General features: G+C 55.2%; 13 protein-coding genes. 3 read left to right on the forward strand and 10 right to left on the reverse strand.

Features of this window, described 5'->3' with window-relative positions; translation table 11 throughout:
• Window positions 1–19 precede the first annotated feature (19 nt).
• From ACZ5FM_RS05230 to ACZ5FM_RS05260, 7 genes are all read right to left on the reverse strand, one after another.
• Entirely contained in the window at window positions 20–1,351 is a 1,332-nt protein-coding gene (locus ACZ5FM_RS05230; RefSeq protein ID WP_464039895.1) for a CynX/NimT family MFS transporter, read from the reverse strand.
• On the reverse strand, window positions 1,348–2,025 hold the full coding sequence (locus ACZ5FM_RS05235; RefSeq protein ID WP_250982732.1) for a FadR/GntR family transcriptional regulator: 678 nt from the start codon (window positions 2,023–2,025) through the stop codon (window positions 1,348–1,350). The genes ACZ5FM_RS05230 and ACZ5FM_RS05235 overlap by 4 nt, the downstream gene beginning before the upstream one ends.
• 621 nt (window positions 2,026–2,646) lie before the next feature.
• Complete coding sequence (locus ACZ5FM_RS05240; RefSeq protein ID WP_464039896.1) at window positions 2,647–3,393, reverse strand: hypothetical protein; 747 nt, start codon at window positions 3,391–3,393, stop codon at window positions 2,647–2,649.
• 112 nt (window positions 3,394–3,505) lie between these two features.
• Window positions 3,506–4,711, reverse strand: coding sequence for a hypothetical protein (locus tag ACZ5FM_RS05245; RefSeq protein WP_464039897.1), 1,206 nt, complete (start codon window positions 4,709–4,711; stop codon window positions 3,506–3,508).
• The gene (locus ACZ5FM_RS05250) at window positions 4,684–8,487 is read right to left on the reverse strand and encodes a vitamin B12-dependent ribonucleotide reductase (protein WP_275640958.1); all 3,804 of its coding nucleotides are present in this window, start codon (window positions 8,485–8,487) and stop codon (window positions 4,684–4,686) included. Before ACZ5FM_RS05250 ends, ACZ5FM_RS05245 begins: the two co-directional genes overlap by 28 nt.
• Before the next feature lie 875 nt (window positions 8,488–9,362).
• On the reverse strand, window positions 9,363–10,532 hold the full coding sequence (locus ACZ5FM_RS05255) for an MFS transporter (protein WP_464039898.1): 1,170 nt from the start codon (window positions 10,530–10,532) through the stop codon (window positions 9,363–9,365).
• A complete protein-coding gene (locus ACZ5FM_RS05260) occupies window positions 10,532–11,107 on the reverse strand; it encodes an NADPH-dependent FMN reductase (protein WP_464039899.1) in 576 nt (191 codons plus the stop codon). The genes ACZ5FM_RS05255 and ACZ5FM_RS05260 overlap by 1 nt, the downstream gene beginning before the upstream one ends.
• Before the next feature lie 65 nt (window positions 11,108–11,172).
• Here ACZ5FM_RS05260 and soxR point away from each other — a divergent pair, with 65 nt between their 5' ends.
• On the forward strand, window positions 11,173–11,640 hold the full coding sequence (gene soxR / locus ACZ5FM_RS05265) for a redox-sensitive transcriptional activator SoxR (RefSeq protein ID WP_259145051.1): 468 nt from the start codon (window positions 11,173–11,175) through the stop codon (window positions 11,638–11,640).
• A gap of 65 nt (window positions 11,641–11,705) precedes the next feature.
• Here the strand turns inward: soxR and gpt are convergent, their stop codons facing one another.
• Window positions 11,706–12,206 carry a xanthine phosphoribosyltransferase gene (gene gpt / locus ACZ5FM_RS05270; protein WP_259145043.1) on the reverse strand — a complete coding sequence of 167 codons (501 nt, stop codon included), beginning with the start codon at window positions 12,204–12,206 and terminating at the stop codon, window positions 11,706–11,708.
• 163 nt (window positions 12,207–12,369) lie between these two features.
• Here gpt and ACZ5FM_RS05275 point away from each other — a divergent pair, with 163 nt between their 5' ends.
• Window positions 12,370–13,812: an alkaline phosphatase gene (locus ACZ5FM_RS05275; protein WP_464039901.1), complete on the forward strand. Its 1,443-nt coding sequence runs from the start codon at window positions 12,370–12,372 to the stop codon at window positions 13,810–13,812.
• Window positions 13,813–13,890: 78 nt separating this feature from the next.
• Here ACZ5FM_RS05275 and ACZ5FM_RS05280 read toward each other — a convergent pair whose 3' ends face one another.
• Window positions 13,891–14,736, reverse strand: a complete 846-nt coding sequence (locus ACZ5FM_RS05280) for a universal stress protein (protein WP_464039902.1) — start codon at window positions 14,734–14,736, stop codon at window positions 13,891–13,893.
• A gap of 134 nt (window positions 14,737–14,870) precedes the next feature.
• Window positions 14,871–15,635, reverse strand: a complete 765-nt coding sequence (locus tag ACZ5FM_RS05285) for a competence/damage-inducible protein A (RefSeq protein ID WP_464039903.1) — start codon at window positions 15,633–15,635, stop codon at window positions 14,871–14,873.
• Between the two features lie 249 nt (window positions 15,636–15,884).
• Between ACZ5FM_RS05285 and wrbA the strand changes: the two genes are divergently transcribed.
• Window positions 15,885–16,484 carry an NAD(P)H:quinone oxidoreductase type IV gene (gene wrbA, locus ACZ5FM_RS05290; RefSeq protein ID WP_192487654.1) on the forward strand — a complete coding sequence of 200 codons (600 nt, stop codon included), beginning with the start codon at window positions 15,885–15,887 and terminating at the stop codon, window positions 16,482–16,484.
• Window positions 16,485–16,540: the final 56 nt, after the last annotated feature.

The following is a 16,540-nucleotide window of genomic DNA, read 5'->3' on the forward strand; positions in this document are numbered from 1 at the left end:
TCCATAGTCCCATTAGTTTTCAGGTCGCCACACTTCTGGCGCCCACATGACCATTGCGTCCGGCAAACCAGCCATTGATGGCAGCGATGGTGCCGATCACCACAAACAGGATGGCGCAGCCGGCAAAGCTGCCGGTCCAGCCGCGGATGAAACCGACAATCAGAGGTCCGGTGGCCGCCAGCAGATAACCCACGCATTGCGCCATGCCCGAGAGATGGGCGGCAATATGTGCATCACCAGAGCGCAGCACGATCACCGTCATGGCGGCTGCAATCAACCCGCCTTGGCCGACACCCTGAATAACCGCCCAGATCCACACGGTTGAAAGTGGCGCAAACAGCAGACCGATCAGGGCACCAACTGCCAATGCGCACAGCGTGACGTTGATGATGGACTGATTTTTGCCACGCACGGCAATATGCGGAACAACGAGGCAGGCGGCGGCCTGCACCATGACCGATATTGATACCACGGCACCGGCGGTAACACCGTCAAGGCCGCGATCCCTGAGGATAGGGACCAGCCAGCCAAACACGCTGTAGGCCAACGCCGACTGCAATCCCATGAACAGGGTGACATTCCACGCCAGCCTGTCGCGCCACAGACCTTCAACACGAAAGCCGCTGCGCGCCGCGCCGCGCTTGACCATGAACACCTGCGGCAGCCAGATGGCACCAACCACCAGTGCCGGAAGCGCCCAGGCCGCAAGTGCGGCATTCATCGAGCCGCCGAGCATGGCTTCCAGTGGCAGGGTCAGGCCGGCCGCACCCGCCGCACCGGCGCACAGCGCCATGGTGTAGAGGCCGGTCATCAAGGCGGCCTGTTTGGGAAAATCACGTTTGACCAAACCTGGCAACAACACATTGCCAACCGCAATGCAGGCACCGGCCAGTGCCGTGCCGATGAACAGCAGCGGCATTGATGACAGGCCGCGCAAGGCGGTGCCAAGCGACAACAGCAGCAACACGCCAAGCAGCGTCCATTCGGAGCCGAAACGCTGTGCCAAGCGCGGTGCAAAAGGCGAAAATGCACCAAGGCAAACCACGGGAAGCGTGGTCAGCAGACTGGCACCAAGGGCAGACAGGCCAAGCTCGGAGCGAATTTCCGGCAGCAGGGCGGAGGCGCTGGAAAACACCGGTCTGAGGTTAAAGGCAATCAGCACTAGGCTGGCACCAAGAATGACACGGCCAATTGTGCTGAATGCCGGTGGTGCCGGCGGCGGAACAATGTCCACCTCGGCATCAACTAGGGTTTCGCCAAGCGGTTCCAGTGTCTCGGCAAGCGTGTTTTCAAGCGTCTGCGCAGGATGAGCGGCAGTGGCGTGAGCTGGGGTAGGGGAATGAGAATTCATGAAAGCAGCAATCGATCAAGGGTGGAAAAGACGGGCGCCATAAAGCGTCGCACCGCGGCGGCAGCCTTGTCGGCATCGCCCGTTTCTATGGCGTCGACAATGTCGGCATGGGCCTGCATGTCGGGTTCGGGAACTTCCTCATCAAGCGTCGCTTCAATGGTCTCGGTGATGGAGGAGGAGAAGAAATTGTAGATTTCGATCATCGCCTGATTGCACGACGCGGCTATCACCGCCCGGTGAAACGCCAGGTCGCGGGCAATGAACTGTGTCTTGTCGCCACCGGAATAATTGCCGCGCTCGGCCAGCAGGCGTCGCAATTCGGTAATCATCTCAGGGGTGTGGCGGATGGCGGCCAGCCGTGCGGCCTCGACATCAAGCGCGCAACGCGCCTCGAACTGGTCACGCAAACTTGCTCTGCGTGCCTGTGTCAGCGGTGCCGCCATGTCTGTGGTTGACAGCACATAGGTGCCGGAGCCTTGCCGGGTCTCCAGCAGCCCTTGCGCCACCAGAACGCGCACGGCTTCGCGCACCGTGCCGCGGCTGATCGACAGCATCTCAGACAGGGTGGTCTCATTGGGCAGCTTCTCGCCAACCTGCCAGCGCACGGCGATGATCTCGCTGCGAATGGCGTTGATAGCACGTTCCGTCAGGCTTATTTTTTCAAGGTTCTGCATGATCTAATCATAAAGTCATCTGATGACTTTGGATTATGCCTGCGCATCTGTTTTGTCAATCATCAAGGTGGGGGTGCATACCGTCAATTGTTTGACGTTGACGGCTCAACAAATGCTCCTCATGCCTCGTGCTTGTCACAGGCATCCAGTCGTCACGCGTCTGCGTGACGAAGAGACTCTACCATCCCCAAGACTGGGGATGACTAGATTCCCGCAACAAGTGCGGGAATGAGGGAGATCGGAGCGTCACTCGGTGCCCCCACCTCTACCCTTGTGGGAGAGGAAGAAAAATCATGGTCTTAGCAAAGCTAAGTCACAGATTTTTCAGGTGAGGGGTTGCCTTTATTGCACGGTGTGTATGCATTCTACTGCAACTTGAGCTTTCGCCACGCTGGCTGTCTTGCTCCAACTGTCCCACACCCCGTCCTCATGCCTCGTGCTTGTTACAGGCATCCAGTCGGCGCGCATCTGCGCGGCGGAAAGGCCCTTTTCATCCCCAAGACTGGGGATGGGCCTGGATCCCTGTGACGAGCACAGGGGAGAGGGAGGCTTGGGCACCGTCAGCAGTTTTAAGGTTTGCCGCCAGATTAGGTGGCCTCTCTTAGTCTTCTGTGAGCGCTTCTAACATCCGTTCTCTGCGTGAATGGACAGAATGAAATCACGTTCGTTGCGTTTTACCGTGATTATCGTAGCGGCACCATTGCAGGCCTGTGATCGACTGCGGAAACGATAGCGGACAGCGAAGCGGTTATCATCAATTGGATGAACGTCGATCAACGTAATTGGCTCGGCAAGCGATGAGTAAAACTTTGTCATCGCAGTTGCGCTAAAGGGGCCCTTTTTAGTTTTTTCAGGCACAATGAAGTTAGTGGCCAATTTACCATCACCGGAGTGCAAGGCAGCGTAAAAGGCTTCTATTGTTGTCGCTGCGGTGCCGTAACTTGTTGTTATATCCCGTGCTGAAGAAATCTCAGTTACCCAAGCCAGCAGAGGGCGGTGGTGGTGCCCTGTCATCGCCGGCATTGGGTCTTTAACATCTACAAATACGTAGGTGTCGCGCAGCGCCGCCATATCCTTGGCTGTTTTTTCGGTCGGGACAAGCTGCACCTCATCGAACATGGTGTCAGCATCAGCAAATTCGTCGCCGGTAATGCAAATAGGCTGATCGAGCTTGAGAATATATCCGGGTTCGGGAGTGTCGCCCTTCTGCACATCCTCAAAATTCGGCGGACCTGCAAACATGCGGTGGGTGAGGTGGCCGCTCAGCGCAGATGGTTCTTTGTTGGAAACGTCGTAACAGGTTGCCTGAGCAAATGATGCAAACGATAAGAGTGTAACCGTGGTACAGAGCAATATATATGTTTTCATTATTCCCCAGCCTCGCAGCGATGGAAAAAGGCTTCGCTCGCGCAACTCATCTCTAATTGTTCATTTTTATGCTAATCTTGATCCCTCGAAATAGCGCGCAATTCCAATGTGACTAGATTGCCGAATTGCATTTGGGGGTTGGATCGACAGATTGGCTTTCACATTCTGTCTTTGTTGGACGTATAAAAAGTTTTTCATACTCTGAAGGGAACTTTACTTCATTTTCTGTAATGTTGAGCTTGCCGGATCTCAATATGTAGGTGAGGGGAGTGTGGCTATGACTTCGGCAATTTTTACAGTAAACTCTGTCATTTAAGTAAAAGTCCGCAGCAAAGTTTTTTGTTATTTTTGCACTTCGATCTTCGCACCATTCACACTCAAAAAAATCTCGCATAGTGTTGTTTAATGTGCGCGAAAGTTCATCCAAACGGCCCTCGTAAAGATTGCCATATATTCCCAACGCCCTAAATAGTATCTCATTTGTACTTCTTTCGCTCGTGGCCAAGTAGATGGAGAATTTATGGATAGCCATCTGTAGAAGTAGAAAAAGTACGACCGGTAGACAATCATATACGCGGTAGTTTTGATCGCCTTGCTCGTCGGAAAAAATACCGTTTAGACCTAATCGAGGCGTTAGTAACGAGGTATGCCGCGTTGTTACGAGATGCGTCGCTTTTTGCATCCTAATTTGCAGGCCGTTTGGCATATTTTTGTTGAATATTATATCGTTAATGAGCGCTCCGCTAAAGGGAGACTTTATTGGTAGAAAAGATATCGCGCTGTCAAATAGTGCTATTCGTTGCGATGCGTCGATCTGAATGACTTGTTTTTGCTGCAGGGTTCCATCCGCGAATGACCGGATGAATGCGTCGTCGTCTGACACCAATTTTGAGAGAATGATCAAATTTTCAGACAACGGTTTCCTTAATAAGGAAAAAGCAACATTAAACTTTCTTTTTTCCAACGCGATAAGTGCTTCGTATATGAAGTGTAGTGTGTCGGATAGAAGTGCCGTGAAGATATCGATCTTCATCGGAATGCATACTGTGCCGCCAATTTCGGCTAACGCGATAAGCACATCTTCTCGGTTAACTCCGTCAGAGACATCCCTGAGTGCTGTTTCGACAACTTTATGCCAGTGGTTAACTTGGTTAGATTGAGACGCCTCTAGAAGCAATCTAGCTGTTTGATCGTGCAGCCAAAAACAAAACTCATGCCGCGGAATGGCGTCCCGCGGCATGAGTTGTAGTCTGTCTTCTGGGATGATCCCGAGAGGACGAAGCGGCATCCTTAGCTGCAACCGCTCGTCGCGCCGCATGTGTCGCACTTCTCGCAGGTGCCGTTACGCACCATGGTGAAGTTCTGGCACTCGGAGCACATGTTGCCGGTGTAGCCCTGGGCAATCGAGCGCATGCGGCGTTCGTTTTCCACCTTCTTGGCTTCCGTCTTGGCAGATGCTGCGTCGGCAGCGGCCTTGTCGGAGAAGAGGGCAGTTGCTGCCTGTTCGGTCTCGGTTGCCAAGGATTCCTCGGCAATCTCTTCCGCCAGTTCCTTGGCGCGCTCTTCGTAATCGCGCTTGAAGGCGACGATTTCAGAGGTGGAAACGGCGGTTGCCACTTCCAGCTTGCGCACGGCACTGCCACTGAATGAGGTTACGCTTGCCGAGGCACGCGCTGGCGCCGCTGTTGCTGCACCCTTAGGCTCGGAGGAAGCGCGTTCGCTGTTGGAAACCAGCGTTGGCTTGTAACCGCGGGTCCAGCCAGTGGAAACCAGGTTGGTCTTGCCTTCCTGAATGCCCTTGCCGAGTGCCGTGTTGGAGAAGTCCGACGTGTCGACATGGGCCAGATCGTGACGGCCAAGATAGGACACGGCCAGTTCGCGGAACACGTAGTCGAGGATCGATGTTGCGTTCTTGATCGCGTCGTTACCGATGACCATGCCAGCCGGTTCGAACTTGGTGAAGGTGAAGGCCTCCACATATTCTTCCAGTGGCACGCCATATTGCAGGCCGAGCGAGATGGCGATGGCGAAGTTGTTCATCATCGCACGGAAAGCAGCGCCTTCCTTGTGCATGTCGATGAAGATTTCGCCGATGCGACCGTCACCGAATTCGCCGGTGCGCAGGTAAACCTTGTGACCACCCACAGCAGCCTTCTGGGTGTAACCCTGACGACGGTTTGGCAGCTTTTCACGCTCGCGGCTGACACGCTCGACAACACGCTCAACGATCTTTTCGGTGATGGTGACGGCCTGTGCCGCAACTGGCTGCTGCATCAGCTCTTCCAGTGCGTCTTCGTCGTCCTCATCCTCAACCAGCGAGGAATTGAGCGGCTGCGACAGCTTGGAACCATCGCGGTAAAGGGCGTTGGCCTTCAGCGCCAGCTTCCAGGACAGCATGTAAGCTGCACCGCAATCTTCAACCGTTGCATCATTCGGCATGTTGATCGTCTTGGAGATCGCACCGGAGATGAATGGCTGGGCAGCCGCCATCATGCGGATGTGGGATTCTACCGAGAGGTAACGCTTGCCGATCTTGCCGCATGGGTTGGCGCAATCGAACACGGCCAGATCTTCGTTCTTGAGGAACGGCGAACCTTCCAGCGTCATCGCACCGCAAACGTGAACGTTTGCTGCTTCGATGTCCTTCTTGGCAAAACCCATGTGCTCCAAGAGGTTGAAGCTCATGTCGGACAGCTGCTCGTCGGAAACCTTCAGCGTATCCTTCAGGAAGTCCGCACCCAGTGTCCACTGGTTGAACACGAACTTGATGTCGAACGCGCTCTTGAGGGCAGCATTGACGGCTTCAATCTTCTCATCAGTGAAGCCCTTGGCCTTCAGCGTGGTCGGGTTGATGGCCGGTGCCTGGTTGAGGTTGCCGTGACCGACAGCGTAAGCTTCGATTTCGGCAATCTGGCTTTCGGAGTAACCGAGAGAACGCAGGGATTCTGGAACAGCGCGGTTGATGATCTTGAAGTAACCGCCGCCGGCCAGCTTCTTGAACTTTACCAGCGCAAAGTCAGGCTCGATACCGGTTGTGTCGCAATCCATGACGAGGCCGATCGTGCCAGTTGGCGCGATAACCGTGGTCTGGGCGTTGCGGTAGCCGTGCTGTTCGCCAAGTTCCAGCGCCTTGTCCCACGCTGCCATGGCATGTGTGACGAGATCAGGGTCGGTGCAATCTGCGTGGATCAGGGCAACCGGGTTTACCGACAGCTCTTCATAACCATAGGCCAGACCGTGGGCGGCGCGGCGGTGGTTACGGATAACGCGCAGCATGTTGTCGCGGTTTGGTGCAAAGCCCGGGAACGGACCTAGCTCGCCAGCCATTTCAGCAGACGTGGCGTAGGAAATACCGGTCATGATCGCGGTCAGAGCACCGGCAATGGCGCGGCCTTCGTCGCTGTCATAAGGAATGCCCGAAGACATCAGGAAACCGCCGATGTTGGCGTAACCGAGACCCAGTGTACGGTATTCGTAGGAACGCTCGGCAATCTGGCGCGATGGGAACTGAGCCATCATGACAGACACTTCGAGAACAACGGTCCACAGGCGAACGGCGTGTTCGTAGTCTGCAATGTTGATGCGCTTGGTGGCTGCATCCTTGAACTGGATGAGGTTCAGCGAAGCAAGGTTGCAGGCCGTGTCGTCAAGGAACATGTATTCCGAGCAAGGGTTGGACGCGCGGATCGGGCCGGCAGCTGGCGACGTGTGCCAGTCGTTCATCGTGGTGTTGAAGTGCAGGCCCGGGTCAGCCGATGCCCATGCGGCATGGGAAATCTTTTCCCAGAGGTCACGTGCCTTCAGGGTCTTCATGACCTTGCCGTCGCGGCGTGCCGTCAGGTTCCAGTCACCGTCATTTTCAACGGCGCGCAGGAAGTCGTCCTTCAGCGAAACGGAGTTGTTGGAGTTCTGGCCCGAAACCGTCAGGTAGGCTTCCGAATCCCAGTCCGTGTCATAGGTCTTGAACTCGATGTCCTTGTAACCCTGCTGGGCAAACTGGATAACGCGCTTGATGTAGTTTTCTGCGACCTGATCCTTCTTGGCAGCGCGGATTTCGCGCTTCAGGGCAGGGTTCTTTGCAGGGTCGAAGCAATCGCCATTGTCGGCTTCGCAGTTCACGCAGGCCTTCATGATGGCCTTGAGGTGCTTGGCAACAATCTTGGAACCGGTAACGAGGGCAGCAACCTTCTGCTCTTCCTTCACCTTCCAGTCGATATAGGCTTCGATGTCCGGGTGGTCGACATCAACAACCACCATCTTGGCCGCACGGCGGGTCGTGCCGCCGGACTTGATGGCGCCAGCTGCGCGGTCACCGATCTTGAGGAAGCTCATCAGGCCGGAAGACTTGCCACCGCCGGAAAGCTTTTCGCCTTCGCCACGCAGGTAGGAGAAGTTGGAACCGGTACCGGAGCCGTATTTGAACAGACGGGCTTCACGCACCCACAGGTCCATGATGCCGCCTTCATTGACCAGATCGTCTTCAACGGACTGGATGAAGCAGGCATGTGGCTGCGGATGTTCGTAAGACGACTTGGACTTGGTCAGCTTGCCGGTGAAGGGGTCAACATAGAAGTGGCCCTGGCCGGGACCATCAATGCCATAAGCCCAGTGCAGACCGGTGTTGAACCACTGTGGAGAGTTTGGTGCAACGCGCTGGCTGGCCAGCATGTATGCAAGCTCGTCACGGAAGGCGAGAGCATCTTCTTCGGACGAGAAATATTTGCCCTTCCAGCCCCAGTAGGCCCATGTACCGGCCAGACGATCAAACACCTGGCGCGCATCGGTTTCAGAACCGTAACGCTCGCCTTCCGGCAGTTCCTTCAGGGCCTTCTCGTCGGCAACCGAACGCCACAGGAAAGATGGAACGTCGTTCTCTTCAACCTTTTTCAGGAACTTCGGAACGCCAGCCTTGCGGAAATACTTCTGCGCCAGAACGTCGGTCGCAACCTGGCTGAACTGCGCGGGAACGTCGATATCCGCCAGACGGAAAACGATAGAACCGTCCGGGTTCTTAATTTCGCTGACGGCCTTGCGGAAGTCGATTTCCGCGTAAGGCGATTGGCCTGGCTTCGTGAAGCGGCGTTCAATGCGCATTGTGTTCGTTCCTCGTCCAATTGGCGCCCGTCAAGGGGGCGCAATAATCCGGTCCGACTTCGCGTTATCGCGCGCAGCCGGGTGTTGCCGATCTGAATGGGATGTTCATCCGTAGATGGTCATCCTGTATCTCGTGGTGATTTCGGCTGCAAGCATACTATATATAGTATTAACAGTTTCTTGCTACCAGTCCCCGCATCATATTTACGGCGGTAAATTCAGATCACAAAAAGTCTCACGCTCCATGCCTCTCATGGCCGAAACGCAGACAAACGCGTGTACTGAAACTGAAAAGAACCGGCCTCGTTCACCGATTCAGTTACCGCCGCAACATGTTTGCTACTTTCGAGATTTGCAGTGATTCCGTCAAGCCTTAGTTTGCAACCTCTTGTTAACCACAAGATATTGTGTGGGGAGGCTGTGGAAAACGGGGAAAGCAAAACCTGCTATAAATTTCAGATACTTGGCGCGGATTGCTGAAACATTGTCCACAGCGACTTACTGCACGTGAACTCGCGAAAAGCCCTATTTACTGGGCTATCTTTAAAATGTCACATTTTGTTACAGCTATTTTTGACGGCAATTCCATCCCCAGTTTTTTGCCAAAAACCGCGAAAATGCCGATCTGGCCAAAAAAGCGCAGATAAGTAAAGTTTTCGCTTGTCTGTCACCAAAAGCACCACACTTTGCCGTGGCTGCCCATTACATTCGTCTCAAACAATATTTGCGGGCGGGCACATTTTTTGTCGCAGTTGTGGTTGGCTGATTCTCTCAGCACCACTAGGGCTAGGGGCTGGGCCGGATCTATGGATATTTCGTCTGCAGAAAAATGCCCTCAGAACGCGTGTCCTGAGGGCAGATATGTTACGCGGATTTCACACAGCCCAGCGCCGCACGCTAGCGGCGGCGATGGCGATGACAGCCATGGCCGCAAATGCAATGGAGATATCGCGGTAAAGCGCCTCGAAACCAAACCAGCCGATCCAGGGTTGGCTGGCAAGCGGTGATGTGAAATGCCCGAGAAACATCGACGCCGTGACCAGTCCTGCAATGCGGCCGCGCAGGGCAGGTAGTGCGATCTTGATTGTCAGCGACATGATGCTGGGCATCACCACACCAAGTCCGGTGCCGAGCACACACAGCGCAACCAGTGCCGACACCATGCCACTTGCCTGCGCAAGCATCAGAAAGCCGGTTGCCATGAGAGCAAGCCCGCCGGCCAGAATGCCAGGCACCGCCAAACGCGATCGCAACAGGCCAAAGCTCATAGCAACGAGCGCGCCAGCCAGATTGAAGGTGCCAATGGCATAGCCGATAGCGCTGGCACTGTTGATCTCCAGATGCCGCAGGAAAAACGGCAGCTGTGATGGCACGGTGTAAAACAGCACATTGATCAGATAGGTCGCCAGTGCCAGCAACAGCACCTGCGACCAGTTTGCGGACACCACAGCTTTTGCCGGGCCCCCTGATGGTGCTGTCTTTTTGGCCGGCTCGCTCAGAAATGCCAGCACTGCAGGCAGAATAAGGAATGAGGCGGCATAGATCGCAAAAGGCACCCGCCAGTGAATATCGGCCAGAATGCCGCCGGTCACCACAAAGGCAACACCGCCAAACTGCGTAAAGGCCTGTTGCAGTCCAAGATAGCTTTCCCGCTCGGTGCCGGTAAAATAATCGCCAGCCAGCGTGGTGCCGACGGTCATGATGCCACCAATCGCCAACCCGAGAACGGCTCTGCCAACCAACAGGAAAAACAGATTGTCCGCCAGAAGGCCGGACATGCCGGAGAGGCCATACAGCACCATGCTGATGATCAGCAGCTTTTTGCGGCCAAACCGGTCTGCCAGAATGCCGGCAATGGGTGCCGACATCGCCACGAATATCGCCGGCAGTGTCAACACCATGCGGCTCAAAAGCGCGACATGCTCAGTATCGGCAAAGGTCTGCTCAATGGCGGGAAGGGAAGGTGCCACCGTGGTGCCGGCCATGATGGTCAGGGTTGCCACGAACAACAAGGTGCCCTTCAGGGCAAAGCTACGCTCTATCATTATGCCGTCTTTCGGTAAGGCGTGACCTCACGTCCCTGTTTCAGCGTGTAGGCCCACCATTGCAGCTTGGCCATCATGGTCTCGAACGCAGTTGTCGCAGAGGCGCCGGCATCCAGCCGCCCATCCGGGCCAACGCTTTTCCAGGGATTGGCAAAGCTGACCACATCCCGCGTGGTCACCGCATGCAGTTCGGAAAACACCGGACGAAGCTGCTCGACGGCGCGAAGCCCGCCGGAAATGCCACCATAACAAACAAAACCGACGGGTTTTGCGTTCCATTCATCATAGGCGGAATCGATCAGGATCTTAAGCGCACCGGAGTAGCTGCGATTATATTCCGGCGTGATGACGATGAAGGCATCGGCAGAGTTGAGGCTTTCGCGCAGTCTTTTCGCCGGCTCCACATCCGTACAATGTCCTTGCGGCAGGTTCAGTTCACGCGGGTCCAGCACCTCAACCTCGATATGTGGCATTGCCGCCAGTTGCTCACTGACCCAGGCCGTCATCACATCGGCAAAACGCACGGAGCGGGCACTGCCAATAATGACGCGGATGGAAAGTGTTTTGTCAGTCATGGAAAATCCTTTGGTGTTGAATAATCCGTGTGGTAATTCCTCAAGTAAGGTTGAGGTCAATAGTGATGACAAAAAAACTTCGGCAATTGCCGATTATGCGGGACTTGAGTGTGGGCGAGGTGGCGGAACGCGCCGGTGTTGCCGTGTCCACCTTGCATTTTTATGAGGCGGAAGGGCTGATCAAGGGCTGGCGCACCAGTGCCAACCACCGACGCTACGGGCGTGATGTGCTGCGCCGCATCGCCATTATCAAGGTTGCGCAACGTGCCGGTATTCCACTCAAGGAAATACAGGGCGCGCTCGGCGCATTGCCGGATGAGCGAACACCCAATTCGAAGGATTGGCAGCGATTGGCGGCGGATTGGCGCTCAGACCTCGATGACCGTATTGCCCGGCTGACACGGCTGCGCGACCAGTTGACCGGCTGTATCGGCTGCGGCTGTCTGTCCACCGATGAATGTCCCTTGCGCAACCCCGGTGACGTGCTGGGTGAAAACAGTGTTGGTCCGGTGCTGCTGGAGCCGAATGGCTGACACAAAAAAGGCCGCGCCAAGCGCAGCCTTTTGAGATGTCATAGAATGACGTGCAATGACGCGGATCAGCCGCGCGAACCCTTGGCAATTGGCTCCTGATAGGAGAAGCCCATGTCCCATGGGAAATAGATCCAGGTGTCCTGGCTGACCTCTGTCACGAAAGTGTCGATCATCGGCACGCCTGATGGCTTTGCGTAGACACAGGCAAAATGCGCTTGTGGCAACATGTCGCGCACTTCCGAAGCGGTCTTGCCGGTGTCGGTCAGATCGTCCACCACCAGAATGCCCTTGCCCTGTTCGGTGGTCAGTTCAGGCGAAATGCCTTTCAGCAGGTTCATCTCACCCTGATTGACGTAATCATGGTAAGAAGCGATGCAAACCGTCTCGATGAGACGGATGTTCAGTTCGCGCGAAATGATTGCGGCAGGTACAAGGCCGCCGCGCGTAATACAGACGATAGCGCGGAAATCCTGGTTTAGACCTGCGAGGCGCCATGCAAGTGCGCGCGCATCTCTGTGGAATTGATCCCATGAAACGGGGAAAGCTTTATCGGGGAGAGAAGACATGAGAAAAGCCACCATGAGCGTGTTGTGTTGATGGCTTTCGCTAATAGCGGCAACACCGCTGAAAAATCAAGCTTTCCACAGGTCGCCTGGTTCGTTTCACACAGCTGTTATAAAATTACACTAGCTGCTTTCCTGTTTCCTAATTCCCGCAGGAGAAGAAAAAATGCGTATTTTTAGCAAATTTGTCGCCGCATTGGTGATTGGCACAACTTTGACGACGCCTGTGTTTGCGCAGGATAAGCCGGCAAAGAACGTCATTCTGCTGATTTCGGATGGCGCAGGGATCAACACATGGCACGCCGCCAGCTATTATCGCCACGGCGCGCTGGGCCATGAAGTGTATGACGATTTCGACGTGAAGGTGTTCTCGTCCACGCATCCGCTCAACACCTCCAACACCCCGACCAAAACTGCCGAAGGCACCGTGACGTTCGATCCTGCCGAACTCTGGAAGTCGGAAAAGTCTGACAGCGTGTTTGAAGGTTCGCTCGGTAACTATCCCGGTTATTTCACCGGTTATGATTATACCCGGGCTTATTACACAGACAGCGCCGCAGCAGCCACCGCACTCGCCAGCGGCGTCAAAACCTATAACAATGCCATCAACTGGTCGAATGACGACGAAAAGCTGAAGCACATCGGCGAATATGTCGTTGAAAGCGGTCGCGCCCTTGGTGTTGTCACCAGCGTTCAGTGGAGCCATGCAACACCGGCCGGTTTCCTTGCCCATAATGCAAGCCGCAATGAATATGCCGCCCTCGGCAAGGAAATCGTTGAAAGCGGTCTCGCAACTGTTGTCATGGGGTCCGGCCACCCGCTGTTTGACAATAACGGCAAGGCAGTCGAGCCAAAGGATGACAAGGCCTATCGTTACGTTGGCGGCAAGGACACCTGGGACAAATTGAAATCTGGCGAAACCGCCTACAAGCTGATTGAAACCAAGGCTGACTTTGAAGCCTTGGCAGCCGGTTCGCTTGACCTCGGTGACAAGACCAAGGTCATCGGCACCGTTCAGAACAACGCGACCACCCAGTTCAACCGCAGCGGCGTTGGTTTTGGCGACAAGCTGGACAACCAGCCTGAATTGGCCACCATGACCAAGGCAGCCTTGAACCTGATCTCCAAGGATGAAGACGGTTTCTTCCTGATGGTCGAGGGCGGCGCGGTGGATTGGGCAGCCCATGCCAACAACCTGCCACGCATCATTGAAGAGCAGATCGAATTCAACGAAGCCGTTGAAGCGGCCGTCAAATGGATTGAAGAAAACAGCTCTTTCGATGAAACCATGATTATCGTCACCACCGACCATGGCAATGGCCTGCTGCAGGGACCGGATTCCGATAACAAAGCCTATTCCGACATCATCAACCAGGGCGCTGGCGCCATGCCGCTGGTGCGTTGGAACTCCGACACCCACACACGCGAGCTGGTTCCGGTTTTCGCCAAGGGTAATGGTTCGGATTTTTTCACCAAGAATGCCAAGCCGCATGATGGTCTGGCCCGTTACCACGTTCCTGCTGCAAGCCAGGTTTACGTTGATAACACCGACATCTTCCGCGCGTCGGCTGCCGCACTCGGCATCACCATTGACCAGAAGACCAACTGATCAAACGGCAGATAACAATGGAAAAGGGCGGCAAAATTGCCGCCCTTTTTCTATTCGGTCTGGTGGGGACTTGAAGCTTTAACGCGACAGCAGCGTCAGCGCGGTCATCGAATCCAGAAGCGTGCGGGTCACGCCGCCAAACAGCATTTCCCACCAGCGCGAATGGGTATAGGCACCCATGACCAGCAGATCGACACTGTCATCCGAAAGGCGGTTTTCAATTGCCGCATGGGCCGAAAGCGTGCCTGAGGTCGCTTTGGTGGCCACGGTCACCTTCACGCCGTGGCGCGCAAGGGTTGCTGCGAGTTCTGCGCCAGCCATAGCCGGTGACTGCGTCGCGGTTTCTGGCGGATCAACCGTGAAGATCTCGACGCTTTCTGCTTCTTTCAGGAACGGCAGGGCATCAAAGGCCGCACGGGTTGCTTCGCGTGAACCGTTCCAGGCAATCAGCACCCGCTTGATCGGTTTGGGTTCTGTGAGAATATAAGGCACTAAAAGAACCGGGCGGCCGCTTTCAAACAGAAAGCTTTCAATATCGGAACGGCTGTCGGAAAGGCTGGACGAATCGCTCTGTCCGGCAATCACGATATCGGTGCAACGGGCGCTGTCGACAGCGGATGCCGAGGTATAACCAACCGAGGAAACGAAGCTGCGCCACTCATGCGACACACCATTTTCCGAGAGTTTTTGCTCGAAAATCCGGGCGATTTCCTTGGTCTCTTTCTGCGCAATATCCTGAATAGCCTGAATGGAGGCGGGGTCGGGAATTTCCATGGGCGCAACAACGGGGACTGCCGCCATAGTTTCCATATGCAGGCCAATCACATGCGACGAGAACCTGTTCGCCAGAGCAATGGCGAATTCACTAACCTTTGCTGCGTTTTGAGTGCTGTCCAAAACGGTCAGAATTGTTTTGTAGCTCATGACGATCTCCTCAATGGTATGCGTCTCAAGTGTCTTGAGACTGGTCCTTCTCGAAATATGTCGCCTTGATCCTGATCAAGTTGTCACCGTCTTTCGGTCCGGTGAAAAGATAACGCGCCAAAGCACTTAACGGTTCACGTGCTGGCGGCAGCCTTTTCACGCCCGATCTGTTCCAGCATGTCTGAAACCGCCTGTGCAGCAGCATGCAATACCGCCGCATCACGAGCGCGAACGACGATTTCTGTCGAGAATCGCTGTCCGTCATATTTTGGGTAGGAGCCAATGCTGGTTTCAGGATGGTTCTTCTGAACTTCGCCCAGTGCCGTGCCGATATCGCCTTCGCCGTATGGGCTGGCAACCGACTGCGACAGCAGCTTCACACCGGTTTTCAGGTGCGGGACGACATTATGCACCATGGCCTGAAAGACCTGCGGCACACCGGCCATCACATAGACATTGCCGATGTTGAAACCGGGGGCGGTCGACACCGGATTTGCGATATGGGCAGCACCTTGGGGCAGACGCGCCATGCGCTGGCGGGCCTCGGTAAATTCCATGTCACGGGCGCGATACATGTCGGCCAGCAGGCGCATGGCTTCCGCCTCATGCACGCACGGCACACCAAAGGCTGCCGACACCGCATCGGCGGTTATATCGTCATGGGTCGGACCAATTCCACCCGATGTAAAGACATAATCATAACGGCTGCGCAGGGCATTCAATGCCTCGACAATGGCATCCTGCTCATCTGCGACAATGCGCACTTCCTTGAGGTCGATACCCGACAGGGTAAGCACATCGGCGAGGTGTCCAATATTCTTGTCTTTGGTGCGGCCTGAGAGCAGTTCATCGCCAATGGCAAGCATGGCGGCGGTAACGGAAACGGGTGCAGTGGTCATGAAAAATCCGCGGTTGTGTCTGTAGAACGTAGCGCGATGCCGATGGAATGCAAGCGCGTCATTGCTACGAAAAAGTGAATGCAAGACAAAAAGCGTTCAACATCATTGAACACTGCGTCTTGATGTGATCGGCTGGTGAGGTTGCCGTATCCGGGCTACATCTTTGTCACCTAATTGATGAGCGGCAGGATTATGCTGCGACAACTTCTTAAACGGGTCTTCGGCCCCCAAGCAAAGGAAACCGAGAAAATGGCAAAAGTACTGGTTCTGTATTATTCCTCCTACGGCCACATTGAAACCATGGCATATGCCGTAGCGGAAGGTGCAAAGTCTGCCGGTGCAGACGTTGTCGTAAAGCGCGTACCTGAACTGGTTCCGGAAGACGTTGCCAAGTCCTCGCACTTTAAGCTCGATCAGGCAGCGCCAATCGCAACGGTTGATGAACTGGCTGAATATGATGCGATCATTGTTGGCGCCGGCACACGTTTCGGCACAGTTGCCTCGCAGATGCGCAATTTCTGGGACCAGACTGGCGGTCTGTGGTTCAACGGCAAGCTGGTGGGCAAGCTCGGTTCGGTATTCACCTCCACAGCGACCCAGCACGGCGGCCAGGAATCCACCATTCTCAGCTTCATCCCAACCTTCCTGCACCACGGCATGGCCGTTGCCGGTCTGCCATACGCCTTCCAGGGCCAGATGGGTGTTGATGAAATCAAGGGTGGTTCGCCTTACGGTGCGTCGACCATCACCGACGGTGACGGTTCGCGCCAGCCTTCGGCCATCGAACTCGAAGGCGCAAAGTACCAGGGCGCGCACATTGCCAAGCTGGCTGCAAAGCTCGCTTCCTAAGATTGCGATAGGTCTTTAAATGCCGCCGCCTGTCAGACCCGACAGGCGGCTTTTTG

The organism is Agrobacterium sp. 5Ca50, assembly GCF_055381905.1.